Origin of the sequence: Bartonella sp. 1-1C (assembly GCF_002810325.1) — a bacterium.
Classification (GTDB): domain Bacteria; phylum Pseudomonadota; class Alphaproteobacteria; order Rhizobiales; family Rhizobiaceae; genus Bartonella; species Bartonella rochalimae.
In genome coordinates, this window is the sequence record NZ_CP019489.1 from 1,080,110 (window position 1) to 1,105,910 (window position 25,801).

Annotated in this window: 17 protein-coding genes and 1 tRNA gene; 10 read left to right on the forward strand and 8 right to left on the reverse strand. The window is 35.0% G+C overall.

Features of this window, described 5'->3' with window-relative positions; translation table 11 throughout:
* Window positions 1-51: 51 nt before the first annotated feature.
* On the reverse strand, window positions 52-1,188 hold the full coding sequence (locus tag B11cv2_RS04810) for a site-specific DNA-methyltransferase (RefSeq protein WP_100693558.1): 1,137 nt from the start codon (window positions 1,186-1,188) through the stop codon (window positions 52-54).
* Window positions 1,189-1,482: 294 nt separating this feature from the next.
* Between B11cv2_RS04810 and B11cv2_RS04815 the strand changes: the two genes are divergently transcribed.
* The 3 genes from B11cv2_RS04815 (at window position 1,483) to B11cv2_RS04825 (ending at window position 7,647) form a co-directional block, all read left to right on the forward strand.
* Window positions 1,483-2,178: an HAD family phosphatase gene (locus B11cv2_RS04815; protein WP_100693559.1), complete on the forward strand. Its 696-nt coding sequence runs from the start codon at window positions 1,483-1,485 to the stop codon at window positions 2,176-2,178.
* An 850-nt stretch (window positions 2,179-3,028) separates the two neighbouring features.
* Complete coding sequence (locus tag B11cv2_RS04820; RefSeq protein ID WP_100693560.1) at window positions 3,029-4,312, forward strand: pitrilysin family protein; 1,284 nt, start codon at window positions 3,029-3,031, stop codon at window positions 4,310-4,312.
* Between the two features lie 452 nt (window positions 4,313-4,764).
* Window positions 4,765-7,647 (forward strand): EAL domain-containing protein, encoded by a 2,883-nt coding sequence (locus B11cv2_RS04825; RefSeq protein WP_100693561.1) that lies wholly within the window; start codon window positions 4,765-4,767, stop codon window positions 7,645-7,647.
* 21 nt (window positions 7,648-7,668) lie between these two features.
* Here the strand turns inward: B11cv2_RS04825 and B11cv2_RS04830 are convergent, their stop codons facing one another.
* Complete coding sequence (locus tag B11cv2_RS04830; RefSeq protein ID WP_100693562.1) at window positions 7,669-8,253, reverse strand: YqgE/AlgH family protein; 585 nt, start codon at window positions 8,251-8,253, stop codon at window positions 7,669-7,671.
* Between the two features lie 70 nt (window positions 8,254-8,323).
* Here B11cv2_RS04830 and B11cv2_RS04835 point away from each other — a divergent pair, with 70 nt between their 5' ends.
* Complete coding sequence (locus B11cv2_RS04835; RefSeq protein ID WP_100693563.1) at window positions 8,324-9,178, forward strand: protein-disulfide reductase DsbD domain-containing protein; 855 nt, start codon at window positions 8,324-8,326, stop codon at window positions 9,176-9,178.
* Between the two features lie 33 nt (window positions 9,179-9,211).
* On the opposite strand, the gene rnhA is transcribed toward B11cv2_RS04835, so the two are convergent.
* From rnhA to B11cv2_RS04850, 3 genes are all read right to left on the reverse strand, one after another.
* Window positions 9,212-9,679: a ribonuclease HI gene (gene rnhA, locus B11cv2_RS04840; protein WP_100693564.1), complete on the reverse strand. Its 468-nt coding sequence runs from the start codon at window positions 9,677-9,679 to the stop codon at window positions 9,212-9,214.
* A gap of 485 nt (window positions 9,680-10,164) precedes the next feature.
* On the reverse strand, window positions 10,165-11,220 hold the full coding sequence (gene ispH / locus B11cv2_RS04845; protein WP_100693565.1) for a 4-hydroxy-3-methylbut-2-enyl diphosphate reductase: 1,056 nt from the start codon (window positions 11,218-11,220) through the stop codon (window positions 10,165-10,167).
* Window positions 11,221-11,602: 382 nt separating this feature from the next.
* Window positions 11,603-11,676 (reverse strand) — tRNA-Ile (locus B11cv2_RS04850).
* 170 nt (window positions 11,677-11,846) lie between these two features.
* On the opposite strand from B11cv2_RS04850, the gene B11cv2_RS04855 reads away from it, so the two are divergent.
* On the forward strand, window positions 11,847-12,590 hold the full coding sequence (locus tag B11cv2_RS04855) for an SIMPL domain-containing protein (protein WP_100693566.1): 744 nt from the start codon (window positions 11,847-11,849) through the stop codon (window positions 12,588-12,590).
* A 28-nt stretch (window positions 12,591-12,618) separates the two neighbouring features.
* On the opposite strand, the gene B11cv2_RS04860 is transcribed toward B11cv2_RS04855, so the two are convergent.
* The 3 genes from B11cv2_RS04860 to dnaG form a co-directional block, all read right to left on the reverse strand.
* The gene (locus tag B11cv2_RS04860; RefSeq protein ID WP_100693567.1) at window positions 12,619-13,080 is read right to left on the reverse strand and encodes a YcgN family cysteine cluster protein; all 462 of its coding nucleotides are present in this window, start codon (window positions 13,078-13,080) and stop codon (window positions 12,619-12,621) included.
* A gap of 115 nt (window positions 13,081-13,195) precedes the next feature.
* The gene (gene rpoD, locus B11cv2_RS04865; protein WP_100693568.1) at window positions 13,196-15,205 is read right to left on the reverse strand and encodes an RNA polymerase sigma factor RpoD; all 2,010 of its coding nucleotides are present in this window, start codon (window positions 15,203-15,205) and stop codon (window positions 13,196-13,198) included.
* Between the two features lie 343 nt (window positions 15,206-15,548).
* Window positions 15,549-17,477, reverse strand: a complete 1,929-nt coding sequence (gene dnaG / locus B11cv2_RS04870; RefSeq protein ID WP_100693569.1) for a DNA primase — start codon at window positions 17,475-17,477, stop codon at window positions 15,549-15,551.
* Between the two features lie 124 nt (window positions 17,478-17,601).
* Between dnaG and B11cv2_RS04875 the strand changes: the two genes are divergently transcribed.
* From B11cv2_RS04875 to B11cv2_RS04895, 5 genes are all read left to right on the forward strand, one after another.
* Entirely contained in the window at window positions 17,602-18,834 is a 1,233-nt protein-coding gene (locus B11cv2_RS04875) for a mechanosensitive ion channel family protein (protein WP_100693570.1), read from the forward strand.
* A gap of 341 nt (window positions 18,835-19,175) precedes the next feature.
* A complete protein-coding gene (locus B11cv2_RS04880; protein ID WP_035006973.1) occupies window positions 19,176-19,427 on the forward strand; it encodes a GlsB/YeaQ/YmgE family stress response membrane protein in 252 nt (83 codons plus the stop codon).
* Window positions 19,428-19,904: 477 nt separating this feature from the next.
* Window positions 19,905-21,095, forward strand: a complete 1,191-nt coding sequence (carA, locus tag B11cv2_RS04885) for a glutamine-hydrolyzing carbamoyl-phosphate synthase small subunit (RefSeq protein ID WP_100693571.1) — start codon at window positions 19,905-19,907, stop codon at window positions 21,093-21,095.
* 631 nt (window positions 21,096-21,726) lie between these two features.
* Window positions 21,727-25,212, forward strand: a complete 3,486-nt coding sequence (gene carB / locus B11cv2_RS04890; RefSeq protein ID WP_100693572.1) for a carbamoyl-phosphate synthase large subunit — start codon at window positions 21,727-21,729, stop codon at window positions 25,210-25,212.
* Between the two features lie 258 nt (window positions 25,213-25,470).
* Window positions 25,471-25,680, forward strand: a complete 210-nt coding sequence (locus B11cv2_RS04895) for a cold-shock protein (protein ID WP_100693573.1) — start codon at window positions 25,471-25,473, stop codon at window positions 25,678-25,680.
* The last annotated feature ends 121 nt before the right edge of the window (window positions 25,681-25,801 follow it).

Below are 25,801 nucleotides of genomic sequence, written 5' to 3' on the forward strand. Positions count from 1 at the left end.
AATAAGAATTTACTATAATAATACTTTATCCTCGATTAACATCAATGCAACTCATATAATATTAGCTTTCAACATCTGTGAGCGTACCATCATCCTTAAACTATCTATTGATTTCAAGAGACCATTTTCTTCATAATACCAAAATGTCCAACCGTTACAACTTTGGGAAGCCTGAGCCTTTCTTCCTATCATATGAATAGATCCTGCTTCACCATCATACATAATAGTTCCATCAGCTCTGACAAGAGCAGATACTTCTTTCTTCTTATCATAAAGAATGCTTCCAGGATAAAGCAATCCTGCATCCAGCAAGCTAGAAAATGCTATGCGTGGTTCTGCCTTTTTTGTTTTTAAAATTTCTAATTCTGATTTAGCTAAAGGTTTAACTGCAGCAATTCTCTCGGAAGCTGCATCAATATAATGTTGCTCGCGTTCAATTCCTACAAAATTACGACCTAAAAGTTTGGCAACAGCACCTGTTGTTCCCGAACCAAAAAATGGATCAAGAATAACATCACCAGGTTTGCTAGAAGCCATAATAATACGGGCTAATAAAGATTGAGGCTTTTGTGTTGGATGTAATTTACGTCCTATTTTATCTTTTAAGCGCTCAGCACCTGTACAGAGAGGAAATAACCAATCTGAACGCATTTGTCTATCTTCATTGGCAGCTTTTAAAGCATCATAATTAAATGTATATTTTTTATCCTTTTGATCTCGAACAGCCCAAATAAGCGTTTCGTGAGCATTTTGAAAGCGACGCCCTCGAAAATTCGGCATAGGATTATTTTTTCGCCAAATGATATCATTAAGCATCCAAAAACCTAAATCCTGTAATGCTGTACCAACTCGAAAAATATTATGGTAAGATCCAATAACCCAAATTGTCCCATTAGGTTTTAATACACGACGACACGCAAGCAACCATGCACGTGTAAAAGCATCATAAGCAGCAAAACTTTCAAACTGATCCCATGCGTCATCAACTGCATCAACGCGTGAGTAATCTGGACGATACAAGACACCTTCTAATTGCAGATTATAAGGAGGATCTGCAAAAATTACATCAACAGAATGTTTAGGAAGTTTTTCTAGTACTGCAACACAATCTCCTTTAAAGATTTTATTACGCCACTGCGTCTGTGAAGAAGTACAAGCCTGATTTTTTTGTAGCTGAACAATTGTCATAAAAAACTCAACAATACGAACGGAAATGATCTATAATTAAAATGATTAATTAATCTAATTGTCCCCTATCTTCACAAAATAGAGTAAACGTATCGTTAAGCTAACTTAAATTTATTTTATTCAATGCAAGCAAAATAATTGAATATTGATAAATCTTTATTTTACTCCTTTGTATTATATTGTTCATATTATTAAACTAATGAAAATAATCTTTCAAAAGATATCTTTATAAAACGAAAGCCTTTCAATATCATTTTATGAAAATTCTAAACCCATTATAATAAGGAATATCTTATGCTACAAATCGATCTTATTATTTTTGATTGTGATGGAGTTTTAATAGATTCTGAATATCTTGTAGCAAAAATTGGATCACAATTGCTTAAAGAAATCGGATACAAAATATCTCCCGAAGAACTAAGCGAACGCTATTCAGGACTTATTTTTCAAGATATTCTAAAAAAAATTGAACAAGAAATTAAAAAACCAATTTCTGCTAATTTCATAGATCGAATGGCACATCTGTTTCGCATACAAATGAAAACTGAATTACGTATTATTAATGGTGTCAAAGAAGTAATAGAAATTATTAAACCCCATTATCCGTATTGTATTTGCTCAAATGCAAGGAGTACAGATATAAAAGATATGCTTAACACTGTTAAACTCTATCACCTTTTTGATAACAAAATATTTTCTGCACCCGAAGTTGGAACAAAAAAACCAAAACCTGCACCTGATGTCTTTCTCTTTGCAGCACAAGAATTACGTGTACAACCAGAAAATACTATTGTTGTAGAAGATTCTATTCATGGTGTATACGCTGCTGCTTCTGCAGGAATGCGTGTTATCGGCTTTACTGGAGGCTCCCACAGTTATCTTGGCCACTCTAATGCTCTTATAGAAGCTGGCGCTGAAACGGTTATTACAAAACACGCTCATTTACCGGAAACCTTAGAAGCAATGAAAATATGGAAAGATTCACAATAATAACAACATATATTTGCTCATATACTCTCTCAGTAATTCTTGACTAAGAAATTTAAGAATTACTATTAAAGGCTAGGGTCTAGTCGTAAATTTAAGAGTATCCTATCATCATAAAAGGGTAAAGTCATACAAGCTAAAAAATGAAAACCATCAAAATAAAAGATCAATTGATACGAATAATTCATAGAGGAATTAATCATTGCAATGAACATTATTAATATCCTTGCATGAATAGTGATCAGTAGCATCTATGAAAAATACCTATAAGCAATATAATATCATTCTCTATATCGATGAAAATTGATTTTTTTCTAATTTGAACATCTATTAACTTGAAAGCCAAAAATTTAAATTAATTTAGATTTCCAAGATTATTGATATTGCAATCTTGAATTAAGCTGTTTCCAAAATAATAAAAAATGACTCAAAAATATTTTTACTCTATTCTTTAACAAAACAAATCATATTCACAAAACGATCTGATAATCGATAGCATGTATCAAGACAGCGATTATCTCTCCAATCTACATACAGAAACTGCACTCAAAATCGCCCACCACGATAAATAATCACATATCTTTCATGATGATTACTCCTATTACCGCTTAAATTTCTCAATCATCTAATATTACGTTAGTCTTATTCATCTACCATGACTATTTTTCTAGAAAATCTCATAAATTATGGAAAGCACTTTACAAATCATTGCTAATAATGGAAAAAATAGTAAAAGACTATTTTCTTTAAAATCGCGTGCATCTTATTATAGTTAGCTGCATTTATTTAAGGCAAAAACATTCCAATGCCGTTATATATTGTGTATTTGGTTGACTAAATGGAGTAATAATACATGGGTGTAGATATCAGCCGCCTCAGTAATGGTTTGACTATCGCCACACATAAAATGCCACAAATTGAAAGTGTAGCGCTTGGAATATGGGTTAAAGTTGGTTCACGTAACGAAACCTTTACACAACATGGCATTGCACATCTACTTGAACATATGGCTTTCAAAGGAACAGAAAACCGTACAGCTTTTCAAATCGCAACTGATATTGAAGATGTCGGTGGAGAAATCAATGCTACCACAAGTATTGAAACAACTGCTTATTTTGCACGTGTTCTTAAAAAAGATATTCCCCTTGCTATTGATATTCTAGCCGATATTATGACATGTTCAAAATTTGATGAAGATGAATTAGAACGTGAAAAACAAGTTGTTTTCCAAGAAATTGGCGCTACTTGTGATGTTCCCGATGATATCGTTTTTGATTATTTTACTGAAACCGCCTTTCGTCATCAATCTCTTGGCCGTTCTATTTTAGGAACACAGAAAACGGTTCAATCATTTACATCAGCTGATCTTCACAATTTTATGAAACAACAATATAGTGCAGACCGCATGATCGTAGTTGCTGCAGGATCTGTAGAACATGAAAGTTTTTTGCGCCAAGTGGAAAGTTGTCTTGGCACTTTCCAACCCCATTCAACAGCTCCTTTAGTTAATCTTGCTAATTATACCGGTGGTGACTTCCGCGAATATCGTGATCTCATGGATACGCAAGTTGTACTTGGTTTTGAAGGAAGCCCATATCATGCACATGATTTTTATGCAGCTCAGATTCTTTCAATCATTCTTGGAGGCGGTATGTCATCACGCTTATTCCAAGAAATAAGAGAAAAACGCGGATTATGCTATTCTATTTATGCTTTCCATTGGGGATTTTCAGATACTGGGCTCTTCGGTCTTCATGCTGCTACCGGACAAGAAGGATTAAAAACACTTCTACCAGTTACTCTTGATGAGCTCTGTAAAATAAGCAAAAATATTCATATAAATGAACTTCAACGAGCGCAGGCACAATATCGCGCTAATCTTACAATGTCACAAGAAAATCCATCTAGTCAAGCACATCTTATCGCTCGCCAAATGCTCCTTTATGGTAGACCAATTCCAATCTCTGAAATAACTGAATGTGTAGAACTTATTACCTTAGAACAACTCACTGATCTAGCTAAACATCTTTTTATCAATTCTAAGCCAACTTTAGCAGCTGTTGGACCTATTGAGCCGCTCATGAATTTTAACGATTTAGTATCAACTCTTTCGCCTAATATGAACTCTCTTCTCTAAAAGAAATGAAGAATAGACCTTCATAAATTAGATAAAATAATAATTTGGTATGCACAAATTACTTTAAAACCCTATCCCCACATATCTTTAATGAAAATTATCACAAAAATTTTTCTTATTAGATTAAATAAGTTTTATCAAAAAAGCGAGCAAAACTAACTAATGAATACTCGACATAGATAACTTAACTAACAAGAGTACATTGCGTAAAATCTAATAATAAATGGTTAAATAGCTGAATTTTTCCTTTTAAAAAGGACAAAATTCCGTTAATTTTGAGACTCATTGGTATGAGCAGATATCTGATCTATTTTTTGTATAAAATCTGTGTGATTTTTTCAAAAGAATAATGACAACCGCTCTTTATAAAAATAATAACTAATCAAGTGGAAGAATTTTCTCGAAAGTCTCGTTTAAAATTCAAGAGCTTCAAATACTGAGAGTGAGGCAGCGTGAAGAGTTTTGGTAAAATAATCAATACCGTTCTTGTCATAATCATTAATCTTTTTGTATGCCTTTCATCAGCACGAGCAATCGAACCAATCAAAATTTCTCCCCAAGATATAGCTCTTGATTTGTCCAAAGCTATTGAAATTCATCACACCAATAACCCTATCTTCCAAACCAGTACAGCACCAGGACCAGATGGTATTATATGGCGTATTGAAGTACAAGCAAAAAGTGAAAATTTTTCTGGAAACTGGGCAGTATTTTCCCTTGCAAATCCAACAGATGAACAAATTGACCGTCTGATTGTTGTTCCCCATTATCGTATGGCTCATTCAGGTTTTCTGTGGCCAGATCTTGGATCAGTAAGGATCCAATCTATCACTCCAAGCGCAGGTTTTTCCCTTGATCGTCAAACGAATGCAAATGCAGATATTTTTCGTATCACTCTCAATCCTAACACTGTGATTACATTTGTTGCAGAATTAAGCTCTAAAAATCTACCACAGATCTATTTATGGCAGCCTGAAGCTTACAAAGATACTATTAATTCTTATACACTTTATCATGGTATTCTTCTTGGTATATCAGGACTTTTAGCGCTCCTATTAACTATTTTATTTGTCGTTCGTGGAACAAGTCTTTTCCCTGCAACAGCTGCTGTTGCTTGGGCTGTTCTTTTTTACATTGGTATTGATTTCAACTTTTGGAATAAACTCTTTGCAATTACACCAATAACAGAACCAATTTGGCGTGCTGGTACAGAAGTTGCACTTGCTGCAACACTCTTTACTTTTCTGTTTACTTATCTTTGCCTTAATCGTTGGCATTATCACTTTAGCTATGGCGCAATTATATGGATTATATCTTTCTGCGGACTAGGAGCATTTGCTATTTATGATCCCACTAAAGCAGCTGGAATTGCTCGCTTATCATTTGGACTTACAACCATACTTGGTATTATATTGATCAGCTATTTTTCAATTCGTAGATATGACCGTGCAATCATGCTTATTCCAACATGGTTATTAATTAGCTTTTGGTCTCTTGAAGCTTATGCATGCATAATAGGATATTTAGATAATGATATTGTTCCACAAGCTCTAGCAGGAGGACTGGTGCTGATTGTTCTTCTTATTAGCTTCCTTGTCATGCAACAAACGTTTTCTAATGATGCTTTCCATGAAGGTATTTTTTCCGATCTCGAACGACAAGTTCTGGCAGCGAGAGGAGCTGGAAGTATTATTTGGGACTGGAATGTCGAGCGTGACCGGATTGTTGTTCACCCAGATATGACAAGCCTTTTTGGTGCATACACCCGCAAACTCAACGGTACTATGAGCGACTGGATTTCAGCCTTGCATTATGATGATCGTGAGCGCTTTCAGGCTGTTTTAAATATCATTCTTGAGCATAAAAAAGGACGTATTGATCAGATTTTTCGGATCTCCTCCGGTGGTGGTCATTATCATTGGTTTTCTCTCCGTGCACGCCCAGCTATCCAAAAAGACGGAAAAATTACCCGTGTTATCGGAAGCATTCTCAATATCACCAATCACAAAAAAGCCGAAGAACGTTTACTACACGATGCAATTCATGACAGCTTGACCGGCCTTCCTAACCAACAAATTTTCCTCGATAGATTACAAAATTATAGCTCTTTAGCTAAAGCAAATATAAAAATTAAACCAACAATTTTTATGATTGATTTTGATAATTTTCGTCAAATTAATCGTAAACTAGGTATAGCGGTTGGGGACACGGTCCTCTTGATAATTGCACGTCGTTTAAGCCGCCTTATTAACCTGCAAGACACTTTATCACGCCTTTCCGCAGATCGTTTTGCAATTATTTTACTCAGCGAAACAGAACCAAAAAAAATTGCAATGTTTGCAAATCATCTGCATAAAACAATTTCAGCACCCATTACTCTTGAAGAAAAAACTATAACGCTTTCTACATCCATTGGTCTAGTTACATGGAGTGATAACAAATCAACTGCTCAAAATATTTTCAATGACAGTGAACTAGCAATGATCCATGCAAAACAAATGGGTGGTAATCACATTGAACCTTTCCGTCCGAGTTTTCGTACTTTAGATATCGAACATAACAATATCAACAAAGATATTCATCATGCTATCAAACGTAATGAAATAAAAATCCTCTATCACCCTATTCTTAATTTATCAGATGGAAACATTATTGGTTTTGAAACAATCGTAGAATGGCAACACCCCAATCATGGAAATCTAAATATCCACGATTTTATCAAAATCGTAGAAAGTGAACAACTCGTTATGGATTTAGTACAATTCATCGTTGATCGCGCTCTCGCAGATCTTATAAATATACAAGAAAAATGTGCTAAACATCCTTTCTTTATCTCTATCAATTTGCCAAGTGCAGAAATGATTCATCCTGATTGTATACGTCAACTACGCTCCGCTCTTCTTCGCAACCCAGTCAGCAAAGGACGATTGATGATAGAAATATCTGAGCTTGTTTTAAGAAAAAATCCTGAACAATCAGCTCATTTTTTTGAAGAAATTAAAGCGTTAGGAATGAATCTAGCATTAGATAACTTTGGAACAGGTTATTCATCACTTACATATCTTGTCCGTTATCCATTCGACATGGTTAAATTAGATCGTTCGCTTATCTCTATCGATTCACATAAGAAAAAACTTGTACTTAAATCAATTATCAGAATGGCTACTGATCTTAATTTACAAATCATAGCAGAAGGCGTAGAAAACGAAAAAGAAGCTATTTTCTTACGACAAGAAGGTTGCAAATATGTTCAAAGTACAACCGTTACTAAACCAATTGCTGTTGAAGAATTAATTGCTCTTGTTCAAAATCACTTCTCTCATACCTATAATTAAGAGATGTTACAAAACGAATAACTATGCATGACCTGGTTCAGAAATAAGAGAAGTTGGACTAATTCCCATGCGAATAAGGCTTTCATCATACTTACTACTGATATCATTTTCAAAAAGAAAACTAGGAGATGTAGGACTAATCAACCAACCATTTGCATAAATCTCTGTTTCAAGCTGTCCTGCTTTCCATCCGGCATACCCCAAAGCTATAAGAGCATGTTCAGGCCCCCTCTCACAACTCATGGCTTTTAATACATCAAGGGTTGTAGTAAGACAAATTTTGTCTGTAACAGAGATGGTTGCTTCACAAGCATAATCATCTGAATGCAGTACAAAACCACGAGACGTATCAATAGGCCCACCACAGCGTATTGGAAATTTTTTTATTGGCTCAGAAAGATAATTTTTTTGATTTTGGTTAATCACGCCCAGTTGAAGCAAAAGTTCAGGAAAATTAATATCGTGTAACTGATTAAGAATAATTCCCATAGCACCAGCATCAGAATGGGCACAAATGTAGATAACAGAACGAACAAAGCGCTTGTCATTCATTCCAGGCATTGCTATGAGCAACTGTCCATTTAGAAACCCTTCATGCTGTTTCATAATTTGATAGTCTCCATAATTCAATTTTTTGACTTCAATTAAGTCAGTACAAGTAGAGAATAAAGATCAAATGAAAAAATTGCAAATATTTCAAAATTTACAAAAAATTCTAAATCGTTTTCAGAAAAATCTCTTATTAATTTTGAAAATAATATTTGTATTTTTAGGATTTTTCTACTTTCTTGTTAATTCTCAAGCAGAACAAAAACCACATCTTATTGCAACACCTTGGCATGAATCGGAAGGTGGCTATGCTAGATTAGCTATAACTTCATCTTCTCTTTCTGGAATAAAAAGCGGCATTATTGAAATTACGTTAAAACCAAAATGGAAAACCTATTGGCGCAATCCTGGAAATTCCGGTATGGCACCCTTTTTTAATTTCAACCAACAAATCTCTTATGAAATTTTTTATCCTACACCACAGCTCTATACAACAGAAAATGATTGGTCATTAGGTTATAAAAATAAAGTCGTACTACCCTTTAATATCTTTGGTTCAGATGAAAATCTAAGTGGTTCTTTAACCCTTGGAATGTGTAATGAAATTTGTATCCCCTTTACTATCGATTTTAATTTTTCCTCATCGACTCAAAATAATACATCTCTTTCTCTATCCTTATTAAAAAAAGCCCAAGATGCTTTACCCCGTACAGCCCATAATACATTTAAAATACATGCTGAAAAAAATGGAAATACCCTCTTAATAAAAATAAAAAATAATAAAACAATCGCACCTTCTGCTCTCTTTTTAGATGGAAAAACAATGCAGATTGGACCAACAAAAAAAATAAGTGATCACCAAGGATATACAGTCTTCAGTGCTCCAATATATTTCGATTCAGATGAATTAAACGAAACTGTTTTTTATACTGTTTCTTACCAAGACCATGCCTTTAGTGGAACATTTACAATAAACACATAATCAAACCATACTGTCATTTCATGAAATAAAAAACTATGACGAAAAACATCCATTTTCACGATATTCAGCAATTGCTTTACGTGCAAGTGCATCTGCACGCTCATTATCTGGATGGCCCGCGTGTCCTTTTATCCAGTGCCATCTGATATCATGTTGGGCACAAGCATAGTCAAGGTTTTGCCATAACTCCATATTTTTAACAGGATTTTTCGATGCAGTACGCCAATTATTTTTTTTCCATCTCTCAATCCAGGTAGAAATCCCATTACGCACGTAAGCTGAATCCGTATAAAGATCAACCAAACATGATTCCTTCAGAGAATTTAACGCGCGAATTGCCGCCATAAGTTCCATCTGATTATTGGTCGTATATACTTCTCCACCATAAAGCTCACGTTCATGACCATTCCAGCGTAAAACCACACCCCATCCTCCCAAACCAGGATTTCCCGAACAAGCACCATCTGTATAAATTTCAACAACTTTTTTTCGATTTAACATAACAAAAACAGAACTCTATCTCAGCCAACAAGTTCACATTACTGCAAAAATAAAGTTCAGACCAATATTTTAATGATTTTTTTGAAGAACAAACCATCAAGAAATTCATCTCATTAATTTTAGAAAGGTATAAGTAAAAACATAAAGTTACATTACATCACAACCTATCGAGCAGCAATAACACACATTAAAATTGCAAAACTATATCTCCTTTCCAATACAACAAATTATAATATCATTACTTTTTAAAACAATTCTTATAACAAGAAAGGCTATATCGGATATAAATGCTGTACAGAGATATACAAAAGATAAATTATTTTCTAAAAAATGCTCTTCATAAACATTAAAGTGAATAGTCACTCTATTTTATAAAACTCTAAACTTCCAACATCCTCCCTTTTTCCTCGTTTTTAAAAGCAAACCTATTGAGTAACTGAGTAACGTGATTTAAATGCCTTAGATTATATCCCATATAATTGCGCCTATTTTTCTTTTATTTGATGAACGCTGTTATCATTATTTTTATCTTTCAATACTTCTGCTCGTCCTTTAATAAAGGCTATATCTTGAGAAGATAAACTGGTATCACGTAATTCACGATTGACTAGAAATGTTTCCGTTTCAACTAAAGTTTCAGCCAATTCTATTGTAACATCATAACGTGCACGAAACGCTGTAACGACTTCATCAACAATAATTTCAGGAGCTGATGCTCCTGCTGAAAGGCTAATGACTGAAAGAATACCTAGATTATCAAAATCAATTTCATCAGCACGCTGAATTAAAATAGATTGACGCGCACCAAATCTCTCAGCTACTTCCACCAAACGTCTAGAATTAGATGAATTGGGTGAACCAACAATTAAAAATAAATCACTTCCTAAAGCCGCTGCCTTAACAGCATCTTGTCGATTAGTGGTAGCGTAACAAATTGATTCAGCCGCTGGAGCTGCTAACAAAGGAAAACGCTGTTTTAATATATTAAGAATCTCTGCTGTATCTTCAACAGAAAGCGTTGTTTGTGTTACAAATCCTAATTTATTTGGATTATTTGGTTGATAATATAAAGCATCTTCTACCGTTTCAATCAATGTAACATTCTCTTTTTCAATCTGCCCCATAGTTCCAATTACTTCAGGATGACCAGCATGACCAATCAATATAACATGACGGCCATGACGTTGATGACGAATTGCTTGCTTATGGACTTTAGAAACTAATGGACATGTCGCATCAAGATAAAATAGATTGTAACGAACAGCCTCTTCTAGTACAGACTTTGGTACACCATGAGCAGAAAACACAACAGGTCGACTACGATGCCCCTCAGGTATCTCACAAAGTTCTTCAACAAAAATGGCTCCTCGTTGCTGCAACCCTTCAACAACATAGCGGTTGTGTACAATTTCATGACGGACATATACTGGAGAACCATATTTTTTCAACGCAAGAATAACAATCTGGATAGCACGATCAACACCAGCACAAAACCCGCGTGGCCCACAAAGGCGAATTGTTAAAGGAGGCAGTACAGACACAACTGATCCTTAATATCCATAAAGTTTCACCCCAACTATCACATATCACTGCAATATATCATTGTTACTTTATAAACAAAGAGTATAAAGAGAAAAACTAGACGTTTCCTATTTCCTATTAAGACTTCTAATCATCATTTATCTAAAAAATGGTGTAATAAACACTAGCTACAACTTCTTTTTTCACGAAATAAAATTAGTAAATCACCATTCTTGCTAAGATCAGAGAAACGACTGTACATACCACATAAATCCTTGATCAGTAAGACCTAATTAAGAACCTTTATATCATTACCTTCTCATACCAGAAATAGACTAATGGAATGAATACCCACAAGATCCCTCATCTTGAAATAAACATATTGATTTTATTAGGAAAACGTGGGCCCGGAGGGACTCGAACCCCCAACCAAGCGGTTATGAGCCGCTGGCTCTAACCAATTGAGCTACAGGCCCCACAGAGATTTTCTCTAAACTAAAATATCCTATTATACAAGAGCTTGCTTTAATTATACTTCGTCTTTTTTTCTTTCTTCTCGTTTTTTTTTCTTTCAGCGCCCTAATTCCTTTACAATGAATACAAAAAATGGGAAAGTAATAGAATATATATATTATAAGGATTGAACATGACTAAAATGATTTTCCAACTGTTGAAGGTCTACCGAATTAAGTTGTCGATATTGACTGTATTATCTCTACTCACTACTTCATGCTTCGTACATTCGGAAGAAACAATAAGAAATGCACCAACAATTACAGTTACAGCAACCGGTGAAAACCAAGCAACACCAGACATGGCGATTATCAATCTAGCCGTTGTTACTCATGATACGACTGCTCAAAAGGCATTAGCAGCAAATAATAAATTTATGAATGATATTGTAGATACTTTTAAAAATAATGGCATTCAAGCAAATGACTTGCAAACATCAGGCTTATCTATTTACCAAACGAACTCAGATAAAAAACAAGAAAAAAAGAACAATGAAATAACTTACCATGTTTCAAATTCTTTAACAGTAAATATCCGTGATCTGGCCAATGCTGGTAAAATATTTGATCAAGCCATGGCACTTGGTGTAAATTCTGTTAATGGAATTACCTTTACCAATGCCGATACAAAACCATTGTATAAAGAAGCACGTAAAAAAGCTGTTACTGAAGCTATTGCAAAAGCAGAAACCTTAGCTCAAGCAGCCAACGTGAAATTAGGAAAGATTATTACAATTAATGAAAGTAATAACGAATATTATCCAACACCACGCCTTATGAGTAGAGCACAATCTGCAAGCTATGCAGATACAAACTTTTCAGGAGGTGAATTAAATTATCATGTTAGTGTCACTATAACATTTGCTATAGACGATTAATCATCAATCATTGAGTAAAATAATTATATCATCGGTTTTTATAAAGAATTCCGGTGATATATTGATAATAAGATTCTGTAGATGATAATTTATCGTCATGAATTTTAATCTGCTCACGTGCAGAAAATTGAGTTTGATGTACCGTTTGAAAATCTTTTGAGATTAATGGATGCCACCACGGAAGATCTTTACCCTCACTCACCAACCTGTAAGCACAACTTTCTGGCAACCAACGAGCTGTTTTAATCGTAGCAATATCTAATAATACACAATCTGGAACAATTGATTTACGGTGAGTATAGTTTTTACATTGACAAGTATCTTTATCTAAAAGACGACAAGCAATACTCGTTGCATAAATGTCACCAGTATCGTCATCTTCTAATTTATGCAAGCAACAACACCCACAGCCATCACAAAGACTTTCCCACTCAGTAACAGACATTTCCTCTAATTTTTTCCTTTTCCAAAAAGGAAGTTCTTTACTCATAAACAGGATCTACTTTTTTCATAAGACAATTCTTTTAAAGGATAAAATAAATAAAATTTGATCTAGTACGCACAACATATTTTTATTTATCTTTTAAAAACGCTGTTCTTTTTAATTAAGAATCAAGAAAGCTCCGTAATTTGCGTGAACGGCTAGGATGTTTCAACTTACGAAGTGCCTTTGCTTCAATCTGACGAATACGCTCGCGGGTCACTGAAAATTGTTGGCCAACTTCCTCTAATGTATGATCAGTATTCATTCCAATACCAAAACGCATTCTTAAAACACGCTCCTCACGTGGTGTTAATGAAGCAAGAACGCGCGTTGTTGTATCTCGTAAATTAGCCTGAATAGCCGCATCAATTGGTAACAATGCATTTCTATCTTCAATAAAATCACCCAAATGAGAAGCATCTTCATCACCAACAGGTGTTTCAAGTGAGATAGGTTCCTTCGCAATTTTAAGCACTTTTCGTACTTTTTCTAATGGCATAGAAAGCTTGCTAGAGAGCTCTTCTGGTGTTGGTTCACGTCCAATTTCATGTAAAATTTGGCGTGATGTACGAACAATTTTATTAATTGTCTCAATCATATGAACAGGAATACGAATAGTCCGTGCCTGATCAGCGATAGACCGCGTAATTGCTTGACGTATCCACCACGTCGCATAAGTTGAAAACTTATATCCACGCCGATATTCGAATTTATCAACGGCCTTCATCAAACCGATATTGCCTTCCTGAATAAGATCAAGAAATTGTAAACCACGATTAGTGTATTTTTTAGCAATTGAAATAACAAGACGCAAATTAGCTTCCACCATTTCCTTTTTAGCAATATTCGCTTCACGCTCCCCTTTCTGTACTTGCGTAACAATTCGACGAAATTCACTAATTGAAATAGCAGTTTCCTGCGCAAGATTTTGTATTTCATTACGCAAACTCTGAATGACTTTAGCTTCACAAGTTGAAAATTCTTTCCAACCACGTCCTGATAAAGTTGCAATATAATTAACCCAATCAGCGTCCAATTCACGACCTTGATATTCTCTTAAGAAATCTTCATGCCCAATCCCATAGTTACTAGCAAGCCTCTTCAACTTACCTTCGCTCTGTATCAACCGCTTATTGATATCATATAATTGCTCAACTAATGCCTCAATACGGTTTTGATTTAAAGAAAGAGATTTTACTGCTTGGATTAAAGCATCTTTCAATTCAGTATATTGTTTTCTTTGTTCGGATGAAATAGGTTCTGCTTTACGATGTGATAAACTGCTCTCAACTTGTTGATCTTGTAGCTCACGTAATTTTACATAAGTTTCAGCAATAAAATCTAAAGTATCCACAACCTGAGGACACAACTCATGCTCCATTGCTGCAAGCGATAAATTAACTTCGTCATCTTCTTCGTCATCATCTTCGCCCCCTATCTCTTCTTCAAGATCATCCATATCACGCATGTTAGAAGATGATGTTTCTTCTTTTATTTTTTTGACTTCACTTTCATCAATAATGGGAGCCTGCTTCGCTTCTGGACCAGAATAAGTCATCTCAAGATCAATAATTTCACGCAGAAGAATACGCTGCTCTTGCAACTCTTCACGCCAAATAATTAAAGCTTGAAATGTTAAAGGGCTCTCACAAAGACCGGAAATCATCGTTTCACGTCCAGCCTCAATACGTTTAGCAATAGCAATCTCACCCTCACGCGAGAGTAATTCAACAGCTCCCATTTCACGCAAATACATACGAACTGGATCATCAGTTCGGTCGGCTACTTCACGTTTAGATGTTGTTGCAACCGCATAATTTGTGGCCTCTACTAAATCGCCACCTTCTACTGTTATTTCTTCCTCATATTGCTCAGCTTCAATTTCATCTTCATCATCTATAACACTAATACCCATCTCAGAGAACATTGCCAATATATCTTCAATTTGCTCAGACGTGAATTCTTCAGAAGAAAGGGCTGCATTCAACTCATCCATCAGCACATAGCCATTTTTTTTGGCAAGTTTCATCATTTTTTTGATAGCATCATCGGAAAAATCAAGAAGAGGACCATCCGAGCTTACTTTGCCCATTTCTTCCACATTATCTTTTTGTTTAACCTTTGTTGCCATACTGTTAACTCCACTTGATCACTAGGTAAGGTTATGTGATCAGCTTATTATTCTTACTTAGCGCATTAAAATTTTTTATATGCACTGTTTACAGGATTAATCTTTTATTCAAAAAGACATACTTTTATACACACCTTTTCACGCAAAATAACGGGAATACTATAGAGACCAACCCAATATACCTCAGTCTTTCTGAGATAATATCTGCACCACATAGTAAGAACCAATTTCCCGCTTTTCCTAAAATTTAGTCATTATTCTTCACAAAAACGTCATTTCAATAATAAGGTTTTTATATCAGACTTCGTGACTGATTCGCTTTTAAAAAGCGAATCATTTTATTCTATTTTGGTTTGCCATTATCTATTTTTTCGCAAAACCAAGATCCGAATCCCTCAATTAAAGCCTCTGTTGCTTGTGTTCGTTCCAATTCAGCTTTCACCTCACGAAGTAGATCAAAAACTTCATCTCTAGGATTGTTTATGAGTTCCTCTTCGATATCTTGTAGTCTTTTATGTAGGTGGTGTTCTTGAAGATGCAAGTAGATAGCTTGTTTTAATACAGCACGAGCGTCTTCTACAGGAGCACCTCCCAAAGTAATCCGCATACCAATTCTTTGCACAAGGTTATCTATATGCTCTAAAATACTTTTTTTCCCTTTTTCTTCTAAAAGTACAGTCATTGTTTCTTTATCATATAACTGTTGATTTCCAAGAATTTCCAACATGGACTGATGCAAACTCATTAATTGAGCATTTTTTAATTCTAATTCTGCAAAAACGTCAAAATTCTCGTACCACAGTTCAGGATAATAAGCTAAAATCAGCAAAATAACTGCTTCACGTAAAGGAATAAAATGTTTTGAACTACGAACTATATTAGAATTTTCTAATGCAGAAAAAGATTGGTCTTTAAACATTCCATCTTTTTGATTTTGAATGTATTCTCCTTGCTTCTTATGCTGTAGTAAAGATGAACGAAAAAACTCAAAGAGTCGTCTTTTGATATCTTGAAAATAATAACGATATATATCTTTATCCTTAATTGTTGCTATCTGTTGTTTTAGTTCTCGCTCCAATGCAGCGCGTGCTTCTGGAGTTGTAAAATGTTTTCCGGAAGTAGCACGCCACCATAAAAGCTCAATCAATGGAATTGCTTTTTGAACAAAAGAAGAAAAAAGATGTGCATCTCCTGCACGAATAATTTCATCTGGATCTTTACCATTTGGCAATAAAACAAAACGCACAGACTTTCCTGCTTTTAAAAGAGGAAGTACACGATCAGCAACACGGAAAGCAGCTTTTAAACCAGCGTTATCTCCATCAAAACACAAAATCGGATCAGACTCCATTTGCCATAAAAGTTCAATTTGCGTTTCTGTTAATGCTGTTCCTAAAGGGGCAACTACTTTTTCAAAACCAACCTTAGTTAAAGCAATGACATCCATATAGCCTTCAACCACCAGAACAGAACATGCTTCTTTTTTTTCTGCGGCACGGCTATTTTTACGGATAGATGCTGCATTATAAAGCATATTACCCTTATGAAAAAGAACCGTTTCAGGACTGTTTAAGTATTTTGCTCGTGCACTTTTATCTAACGAACGCCCCCCAAAAGCGACCACACGGCCACGTAAATCTTCAATAGGGAATATAATGCGATTTCTAAATCGATCATAGGGAGTAGAAATATCTTCACCGGATATAAGAAGACCACAATCCTCCATTTGCTTTAGTGAAATACCACGCGCACTCAATGCATCTTTCAAAGTTGTACGTCCTATCGGAGCAAAACCAATCTGAAAACGCCTTGCAAGTTCTAATGTAACACCACGTTCATCAAGATAATGGCGTGCTTGGGCACCAATTTGATGATGTAAGTTATTTTGAAAAAAATCCGTAGCTATTTTCATAACATCATAAAGATCATTTTTTTTCATTTCATCTTTATGATTTTGTAAATCCAAAACAGGTAATTTCATACCTGCAAAATTAGCCAAACGCTCTACAGATTCCGAAAAGCGCAATCCATCAAGTTCGCAAAGAAAGGTAAAAATATCACCGCTTGTATTACAACCGAAACAATAATAACGACCCTGACGATCATCACAGTGGAAACTTGGAGTCTTTTCACCATGAAATGGGCAACAGCACCAAAAATCACCACGTGAAGGCTTACTTTTTTTTTGATCAAATTTCACCCTTTGACCAATAACCACTGAAATTGGTAACCTAGCGCGAATCTCATCAAGAAAATCAGGCGGAATACGCATTATCTCTCACAGAGTTTGAAAATTCTTTATTTGCATTTTAGTGACTTTAAAGCATAATTCCAATACTTCATCTTAAATAATAAATGAATAACCAAATATGATTCAAAAATGGAGATAACGTACAGTGCCTAAATTTCTCGTTCAATATCCATCACTAGAAATGATCTCTTGGTTAGTCGTTCTGATTCTTATTGCACTTTTAGTTAATTTTTTAACACGTATCTTACTTATTCGCGGAAAAAAGCATCTCGCTGCATTCCTCCATCACAATACAATTACTGATATTGAAAATATTACTAAGTATATAGCTCATATTGCATCAGCTTTTATTCTTTCAACTGGCATCAATTTTATATCTACATTGCCAAATATTCTCAGTACAATTATCCGAAATGTTTCCAATGCCTTTATCATTTTTATCGTTGCTTTAACAATTTCTGCTCTTTTTAATATCATTAATACCTTTTATGAACAAAGACCTGCAGCAAGGTTAAAGCCAATAAAAGGCTACATTCAAATAGCTAAAATTGCACTTTTTACTCTTACTGCTATTTTTATATTGGCCACATTAATAGACCGATCACCTCTTATTCTTTTTTCTGGTCTTGGTGCAATGGCGGCTGTTTTGATTTTGATCTTTCAAGACACATTACTTTCTCTTGTTGCAGGAATTCAAATCTCATCTACCGATATGGTCCGCGTTGGAGATTGGATTGAAATTCCTAATCTTGGTGCAGATGGTGATGTCATTGAAATTGCCCTTCATACTGTAAAAGTCCAAAACTTTGATAAAACAATCACCACAGTTCCTATCCGTAAACTGGTAACTGATCCTTTCAAAAATTGGCGTGGTATGCAAGAATCAGGTGGGCGACGTATCAAACGGTCTTTATTTATTGATCAAGCAAGTATCCGCTTTCATACAAAAAAAGAAGAGGAATATTTGGCACGATTTAATCTCCTAGAAAACTACTTTGCACAAAAAATACCCGAAATTAATGAATGGAATGCTCGCTTAGAAAGAAACCATGATATACCAGCAAATACTCGCCGTTTAACTAATATCGGTACTTTCCGCGCTTACGTGTTATCTTATTTAAGAGAGCATCTAAATATCAAAAAAAACGCAACTGTAATGACACGACAATTACCTCCTACACCGAATGGTTTACCTTTAGAAATTTATTGCTTTACGAATACCACCATTTGGGAAGAATACGAACAAATTCAAGCTGACATTTTTGATCACCTTTATTCTGTTCTTCCTGACTTTGGTCTCAAAATTTTTCAAAATCCATGTGGTTATGATTTAACACGTGCAAGCTATAATGTTAAAAATACATTAAAAACAAAATAACGAGCTTTAATCACGCTTATTCTTTAAAAAAAACTTGTCGCTATAAAATAACAATCTATTCAATTAAAAAGAACGAAGAATACTCCAAAATTCTTATCTAAAAGATCCTTTTGCATAAATAAATAGCTAATCCTTAATTTCTTTAAAAGAATAATTATCTTTTCTGTACAGATTGGATTTAGTCATTTCTTAAGAAAATCAACACACAAAACCATCATAAAGCTCTAAAAAACAAGCTCTCTTTAAATAACACAACGCATAATTCTTGACCTTGAAACAACTTACTCTAATTTCTACTGCAGTTAAACATAACAGTTTAAGTTTAGACATAGGAGAGTGGAATGGAAAATACATATATTAGTTGGATCTTAGCTATTATTATTGGTGGACTTTCAGGTTGGATTGCACAATATTTTATGAACAGCCGAACAGGAATGTTTTTAAATATTATCTTAGGTGTTGTTGGTTCTGCATTAGCCAGTTTCCTTCTGAGCTTTTTAGAAATCAATTTTGCTGGTTGGCTGGGTTATCTCATTTCAGGCTTTATTGGAGCCTGCATCCTTATATGGATTGGCAGAAAAGTTCGATCATAAAATACCTACGCATTTTTAAATAGTGTTCTTTATTGCCTTTTAAAGTAAATAAAACTCTATTTTTATTGTGAAACTGTAGCAATAACAACTCGGGGCATAATTGTCCCGTTTACAGCTTTTTATAGCATAACCGATTATAAATAATGACGCCTTGCATAGCGTTTCTTTACCATATCTCTATTTTTCCATATTATGTATTGAATTTTCTTTCAAATATAACGAAATCCTACAATGGTTTTCTCATCATTCCAATGAGACAAGCCCCATAACTCCTTACTGTTTTTTTGCTTCATTCTAAGGAATTAATATCTCTAAATAGTTTTAGAAAACTCAAATCTGGATCTTTACCTATTTATAAAATATACTTATACTTTAACTTTAAGTAAAAATTACAATGTATAGCATTAATTATAGTTGCGTGGTTTTTGCATGACTTTGAGTATTATGCCTTCAAATAGCAAACTGTGAGCCCAAACAATGACACAAACCATCTCGCTTCCCAGTCCTTGGAGTACAAATAAACCTACAGCTCTTTTAGTATTAGCCGATGGTACAGTAATCGAAGGTAAAGGTGCGGGTGCTACAGGAATTGTTGAAGCTGAAGTATGCTTTAATACCGCCATAACAGGCTATGAAGAAATCCTCACAGATCCATCATATACAGGACAAATCATTAATTTCACTTTTCCTCATATTGGTAATGTAGGTACTAATCGAGAAGATATTGAAGATCTTACACCTCTCAATTACCATGGTGCAGTTGGTGCTATTTTCAAAGCAGATATTACTGGTCCTTCTAACTACCGTGCACATGAAAATCTAAATCAGTGGCTTAAAGAACGAAAAATTATTGCACTTTACGATATTGATACACGAGCATTAACCACTCTTATCCGTGAAAAAGGTGTACCCAATGCGGTCATTGCCCATGATCCAAATGGAAACTTTGATATTAATGCTTTAAAAAAGCGTGCACAAAAATGGTCTGGTCTTATCAATCTTGATCTTGCAAAAGAAGTAACGTCAAAACAATTAATAGAATGGAATGAAAACCCGTGGATATGGAATAAAGGATACAGTGTAAATAGCAAACGTAATTTTCACATTGTTGCAATTGATTATGGCATTAAACGCAATATTCTTCGCCTTATATCGGCCTTGGGCGCACACATAACTATTGTGCCAGCATCCACAAATGCAAATGAAATTTTATCTATGAATCCCGACGGTATTTTCCTTTCTAATGGTCCAGGAGACCCAATTGCTACAGCCAAATATGCTGTTCCAACCATCAAAACATTCATTGATTGCAACATACCACTTTTTGGCATATGCCTTGGTCATCAGCTGCTTTCTCTTGCCGTGGGAGCGAAAACTATAAAAATGCATCAAGGGCATCATGGCGCCAATCACCCTGTTAAAGACTTTACTACTGGCAAAGTCGAAATTGTATCAATGAATCATGGTTTCACCGTAGATAAAACATCGCTACCACAACATGTTGAAGAGACACATGTTTCTCTCTTTGATGGTTCAAACTGCGGCATTCGAATTATCGAAAAACCGATTTTTTCTGTTCAATATCATCCTGAAGCTTCGCCTGGACCTCAAGATAGTCATTATCTCTTTCACCATTTTCGCAACTTGATTATGGATTATAAAAAATAACCTAATCATATAGTTTTAGTATTTAGATTTTCCTTATCATTCGTATAAAGACTTGTATTTTCTGCAAACTGGTATGAATAAATCCCGACCATTTACCAAAGATACTTTATTAGACATGTAATTATAAAAAGATAATTTACCATAAACTCCTATAATTCTAAACACAGTGCTATCGTTATTCTTGAACCTATCTAGTACAAAATCCACCTCAACAGTATTACAGCCAAAGCTAGCTTTATAGCTATATTTAAACAAACGTTATATTTGAAATATCATAATACTGATCATCATAGTCATACACAAAAAACGTATTTACTAATTTATAATATAATAATGCTTCAAAACATATTTTTATAATACATGTTAAATTAACAAAAATAACGCTTTATATATCTTCTATTTCAGCTAACATTGCTGAAATCAACTCATACTTTCATCTTTTGCGTTTGAAAATTATTTAACCATTATTTATAAGAGCACACTGTTTTCAAGCATTATCCCCAAAGAAAAAATATAAAAAAGTATTTTATGGATTACTTTCTTTATCTATTAACCTATAAAACGAGTTTAGCCAACATTCTAATTTCTGCCTACCGCAACTACGCATAGGTGTTTGCTATAGGAAAAAGCCATGCCAAAACGCACAGATATAAAATCTATTCTTATCATTGGAGCAGGACCTATTATTATTGGTCAAGCATGTGAATTTGACTATTCAGGAACACAAGCCTGTAAAGCTTTAAAAGAAGAAGGCTACCGAATTATTCTGGTGAACTCTAATCCTGCTACCATTATGACTGATCCGGATTTAGCAGATGCAACCTACATCGAACCCATCACTCCAGAAATAGTTGCTAAAATTATTGCTCATGAACGTCCAGATGCACTTTTACCAACCATGGGAGGACAAACAGCGCTTAATACTGCTTTATCCTTAAAGCGCATGGGAATTTTAAATCGCTATAATGTTGAAATGATTGGTGCCAATGCTGACGCTATTGATAAGGCAGAAGATCGTGCTCTATTTCGCAAAGCAATGGCAAAAATTGGTTTAGAAACACCGCGTTCTACGTTAGCGAATGCAACTGAGCTCAAAGAAGAAGATCGTCGATTATATGAAAAGGCATATAATAAACTTAAAAATGAACTTTCTGGCGATGCAATTGATCAAGCGTTAGAAAAGCTTGAACAAGATTGGCGTAATGCAGAATCCAGTCGCAAACAACATTATATAGCTCACGCCACCGCAAAAGCGGTTCAGGCTCTTGATATTATTGGACTTCCAGCCATTATCCGTCCCTCATTTACACTTGGTGGCACAGGAGGCGGCATTGCTTACAACCGCTCTGAATTTTACGAAATTATCGAACGTGGACTTGAAGCTTCACCAACAACAGAAGTTTTGATTGAAGAAAGTATTCTGGGATGGAAAGAGTACGAAATGGAAGTTGTTCGTGATCACAAAGATAACTGTATCATTATCTGTTCCATTGAAAACATTGATCCTATGGGTGTTCATACCGGTGACTCTATCACTGTTGCTCCTGCTCTCACTTTAACTGATAAAGAATACCAAATTATGCGGAATGCCTCAATTGCTGTACTCCGTGAAATTGGAGTTGAAACCGGTGGATCTAACGTACAGTTTGCCGTCAATCCTGAAAATGGCCGCTTAATTGTTATTGAAATGAATCCACGTGTTTCTCGTTCTTCAGCGCTTGCTTCAAAAGCCACCGGTTTTCCAATTGCAAAGGTAGCAGCTAAATTAGCAGTTGGTTATACACTTGACGAATTAAAAAATGATATTACGGGCGGTGCAACACCAGCATCATTTGAACCTTCTATTGACTATATCGTCACCAAAATCCCTCGTTTTGCCTTTGAAAAATTTCCTGGTTCACCGCCTATCTTAACTACCGCGATGAAATCTGTTGGAGAAGTTATGGCCATCGGCCGTACTTTCCAAGAATCTCTACAAAAAGCACTCCGTGGACTTGAAACAGGTCTTACGGGTCTTGATGAAATCATAATCCCTGAACACGCTGAAGGTGATGAAAAAAATTCTATTCGTTCGGCTATTGCTATCCCAAGTCCTGATCGTTTACGTTATATAGCGCAAGCAATACGTATGGGTCTATCCTTGAATGAAATCCATCAAATAAGCAAAATTGACCTATGGTTTTTGGAACAAATAGCGTCCATCATCGAAACAGAACAACGTATTCGTGTCCACGGACTTCCCCATGATGCAGATAATTTACGCATGTTAAAAGCTATGGGTTTTTCAGATGCGCGCTTAGCAAATCTTTCTGGGAAAACACCAGATGATATTTTTACCTTACGCCAATCCCTAAATATTAGACATGTTTTCAAACGCATTGATACCTGTGCAGCCGAGTTTTCTTCACCTACAGCTTATATGTACTCAACATATGAAAGACCTTTTGCAGGTACGGAGTGCTCAGAAGCAAATATTTCTGAACGCAAAAAAGTTGCTATTTTAGGTGGCGGTCCAAATCGAATTGGCCAAGGTATTGAATTTGACTATTGTTGTTGCCATGCAGCCTTTGCTTTGCGTGATGCAGGCTTTGAGGCTATCATGATTAACTGTAATCCTGAAACTGTTTCAACAGATTATGATACCTCTGATCGTCTTTATTTTGAACCTTTAACAACTGAAGATGTTTTAGCAATTTTAAAAACAGAGCAAGAAAAAGGTGAATTAGTCGGAGTTATCGTTCAATTTGGTGGACAAACACCGTTGAAACTGGCAAGCGCACTTGAAAAAAATAATATTCCTATTTTAGGCACCTCACCTGATGCTATTGATCTTGCAGAGGATAGAGATCGTTTTCAAAAATTGTTGTGCAAACTTAATTTAACACAACCCAAAAATGATATTGCTTATTCAATTGAACAAGCACAACGGATAGCTCATGAGCTAGATTTTCCGTTGGTCGTACGCCCCTCTTATGTTTTGGGTGGACGTGCTATGCAAATTATTCGAGACAAGCGTGACTTGCAGCATTATTTGTTAGAAATAGTCCCTGAATTAGTGCCAGAAGATATAAAAGCTTGTTATCCCCACAACAAGACAGATCAGGTCAATACATTACTTTCTAAAAATCCGCTTCTATTTGATACCTATCTAACAGAAGCTATAGAAGTTGATGTTGATTGTTTGTGCGATGGAGAAGAAACGCTCGTTGTTGGTATTATGGAGCATATTGAAGAAGCAGGTATCCATTCTGGTGATTCAGCGTGCTCTCTACCAGTTCGCACACTTTCATATAAATTAGTTAATGAATTAGAAAAACAAACAAAAGCTTTAGCAAAAGCACTACATGTTTGTGGCTTGATGAATGTACAATATGCTATTAAAAATGGAACAATTTATGTCTTAGAAGTCAATCCTCGTGCTTCACGTACTGTTCCATTTGTTGCAAAAACTATTGGTCGACCAATTGCTAAAATCGCGACACGTATCATGATCGGAGAAAATCTCCAAAGTGCACTTAACGCTTATGGTGGAATACCATCTACACAGAAAAAACTACATATTGCTGTTAAGGAAGCAGTCTTTCCTTTTTCCCGTTTTTCAGGTGTAGATACACTGCTTGGCCCTGAAATGCGTTCAACAGGTGAAGTAATGGGACTTGATTATGATTTTGCGATTGCTTTTGCTAAAGCGCAGCTTGGAGCTGGTGTTGATCTTCCTAAAGAAGGCACTTTATTTGTTTCTGTGAGAGATGAAGATAAAGAACGTATTTTAAAGCCTGTCAAATGTTTAAGCGAGCTTGGTTTTTCTATTTTAGCAACAATTGGAACACAAAAATTTCTTGTCGAAAATGGCATTAAAGCAGAAAAAATTAATAAAGTTCTAGAAGGCCACCCTCATATTGAAGACGCTATTCGTAATCTAAAAGTTCAATTAATTTTCAATACAACTAATACTGCGAGCGCCATTTCAGATTCCAAATCATTGCGCCATGCAGCACTTATGCAAAAAGTTCCTTACTACACAACAGTAGCTGGTGCTGAATCAGCAGCACAAGCTATCCGAGCGCTCAAAACGAGCAATCTTGAAGTATATTCTTTGCAAAACTATTTTACTTAAAATTTTTCCCTGCGCACTGAAAAATGTAATATCTTTTATTTTCTTTATCAATCTTTGATGAATATGATAAAAAATCAACAGGGCTTGCTTTATATCAAAAAATCTTGTATAATCCCCTTCATCGTATTTTCGGTTACGCGATCTTTCTTTTCTGTGCAATAGCACTCCTGATGAAATCTCCTATGCCTAATTTCGATTTAAATTCGTATTGAGATTTAAATCTCAATACATAATATTATATATACTAAGGAGTTTCCTATGTCTAAAGGAACAGTTAAATGGTTCAATTCAAATAAAGGCTTTGGTTTCATTCAACCTAATGATGGAAGTGCAGATGTGTTTGTACATATTTCTGCTGTTGAGCGCTCTGGTTTACAAAACCTAAATGAAGGACAAAAAATCTCTTATGATGTTCTTCAGGACCGTCGTTCAGGAAAATTTGCTGCTGGAAATCTTTCTGCTCTTTAAAATTTAAGTATTCCATAAAATATCTCGCCTTCATAGGCGAGTTTTTTATTTTTTATAAAATATTGATTATTTTATTTTCATAATGATTAAGCTGTTTCTCTATTTTATTTAAATTAATCAC

What these genes read in the sequence shown, in the direction of transcription:
- B11cv2_RS04810 (WP_100693558.1), bottom strand. Translation starts at nt 1,188, where the DNA reads ATGACAATTGTTCAGCTACAAAAAAATCAGGCTTGTACTTCTTCACAG.
- B11cv2_RS04815 (WP_100693559.1), top strand. Translation starts at nt 1,483, where the DNA reads ATGCTACAAATCGATCTTATTATTTTTGATTGTGATGGAGTTTTAATA.
- B11cv2_RS04820 (WP_100693560.1), top strand. Translation starts at nt 3,029, where the DNA reads ATGGGTGTAGATATCAGCCGCCTCAGTAATGGTTTGACTATCGCCACA.
- B11cv2_RS04830 (WP_100693562.1), bottom strand. Translation starts at nt 8,253, where the DNA reads ATGAAACAGCATGAAGGGTTTCTAAATGGACAGTTGCTCATAGCAATG.
- B11cv2_RS04835 (WP_100693563.1), top strand. Translation starts at nt 8,324, where the DNA reads ATGAAAAAATTGCAAATATTTCAAAATTTACAAAAAATTCTAAATCGT.
- rnhA (WP_100693564.1), bottom strand. Translation starts at nt 9,679, where the DNA reads ATGTTAAATCGAAAAAAAGTTGTTGAAATTTATACAGATGGTGCTTGT.
- B11cv2_RS04855 (WP_100693566.1), top strand. Translation starts at nt 11,847, where the DNA reads ATGACTAAAATGATTTTCCAACTGTTGAAGGTCTACCGAATTAAGTTG.
- B11cv2_RS04860 (WP_100693567.1), bottom strand. Translation starts at nt 13,080, where the DNA reads ATGAGTAAAGAACTTCCTTTTTGGAAAAGGAAAAAATTAGAGGAAATG.
- rpoD (WP_100693568.1), bottom strand. Translation starts at nt 15,205, where the DNA reads ATGGCAACAAAGGTTAAACAAAAAGATAATGTGGAAGAAATGGGCAAA.
- dnaG (WP_100693569.1), bottom strand. Translation starts at nt 17,477, where the DNA reads ATGCGTATTCCGCCTGATTTTCTTGATGAGATTCGCGCTAGGTTACCA.
- B11cv2_RS04880 (WP_035006973.1), top strand. Translation starts at nt 19,176, where the DNA reads ATGGAAAATACATATATTAGTTGGATCTTAGCTATTATTATTGGTGGA.
- carA (WP_100693571.1), top strand. Translation starts at nt 19,905, where the DNA reads ATGACACAAACCATCTCGCTTCCCAGTCCTTGGAGTACAAATAAACCT.
- carB (WP_100693572.1), top strand. Translation starts at nt 21,727, where the DNA reads ATGCCAAAACGCACAGATATAAAATCTATTCTTATCATTGGAGCAGGA.
- B11cv2_RS04895 (WP_100693573.1), top strand. Translation starts at nt 25,471, where the DNA reads ATGTCTAAAGGAACAGTTAAATGGTTCAATTCAAATAAAGGCTTTGGT.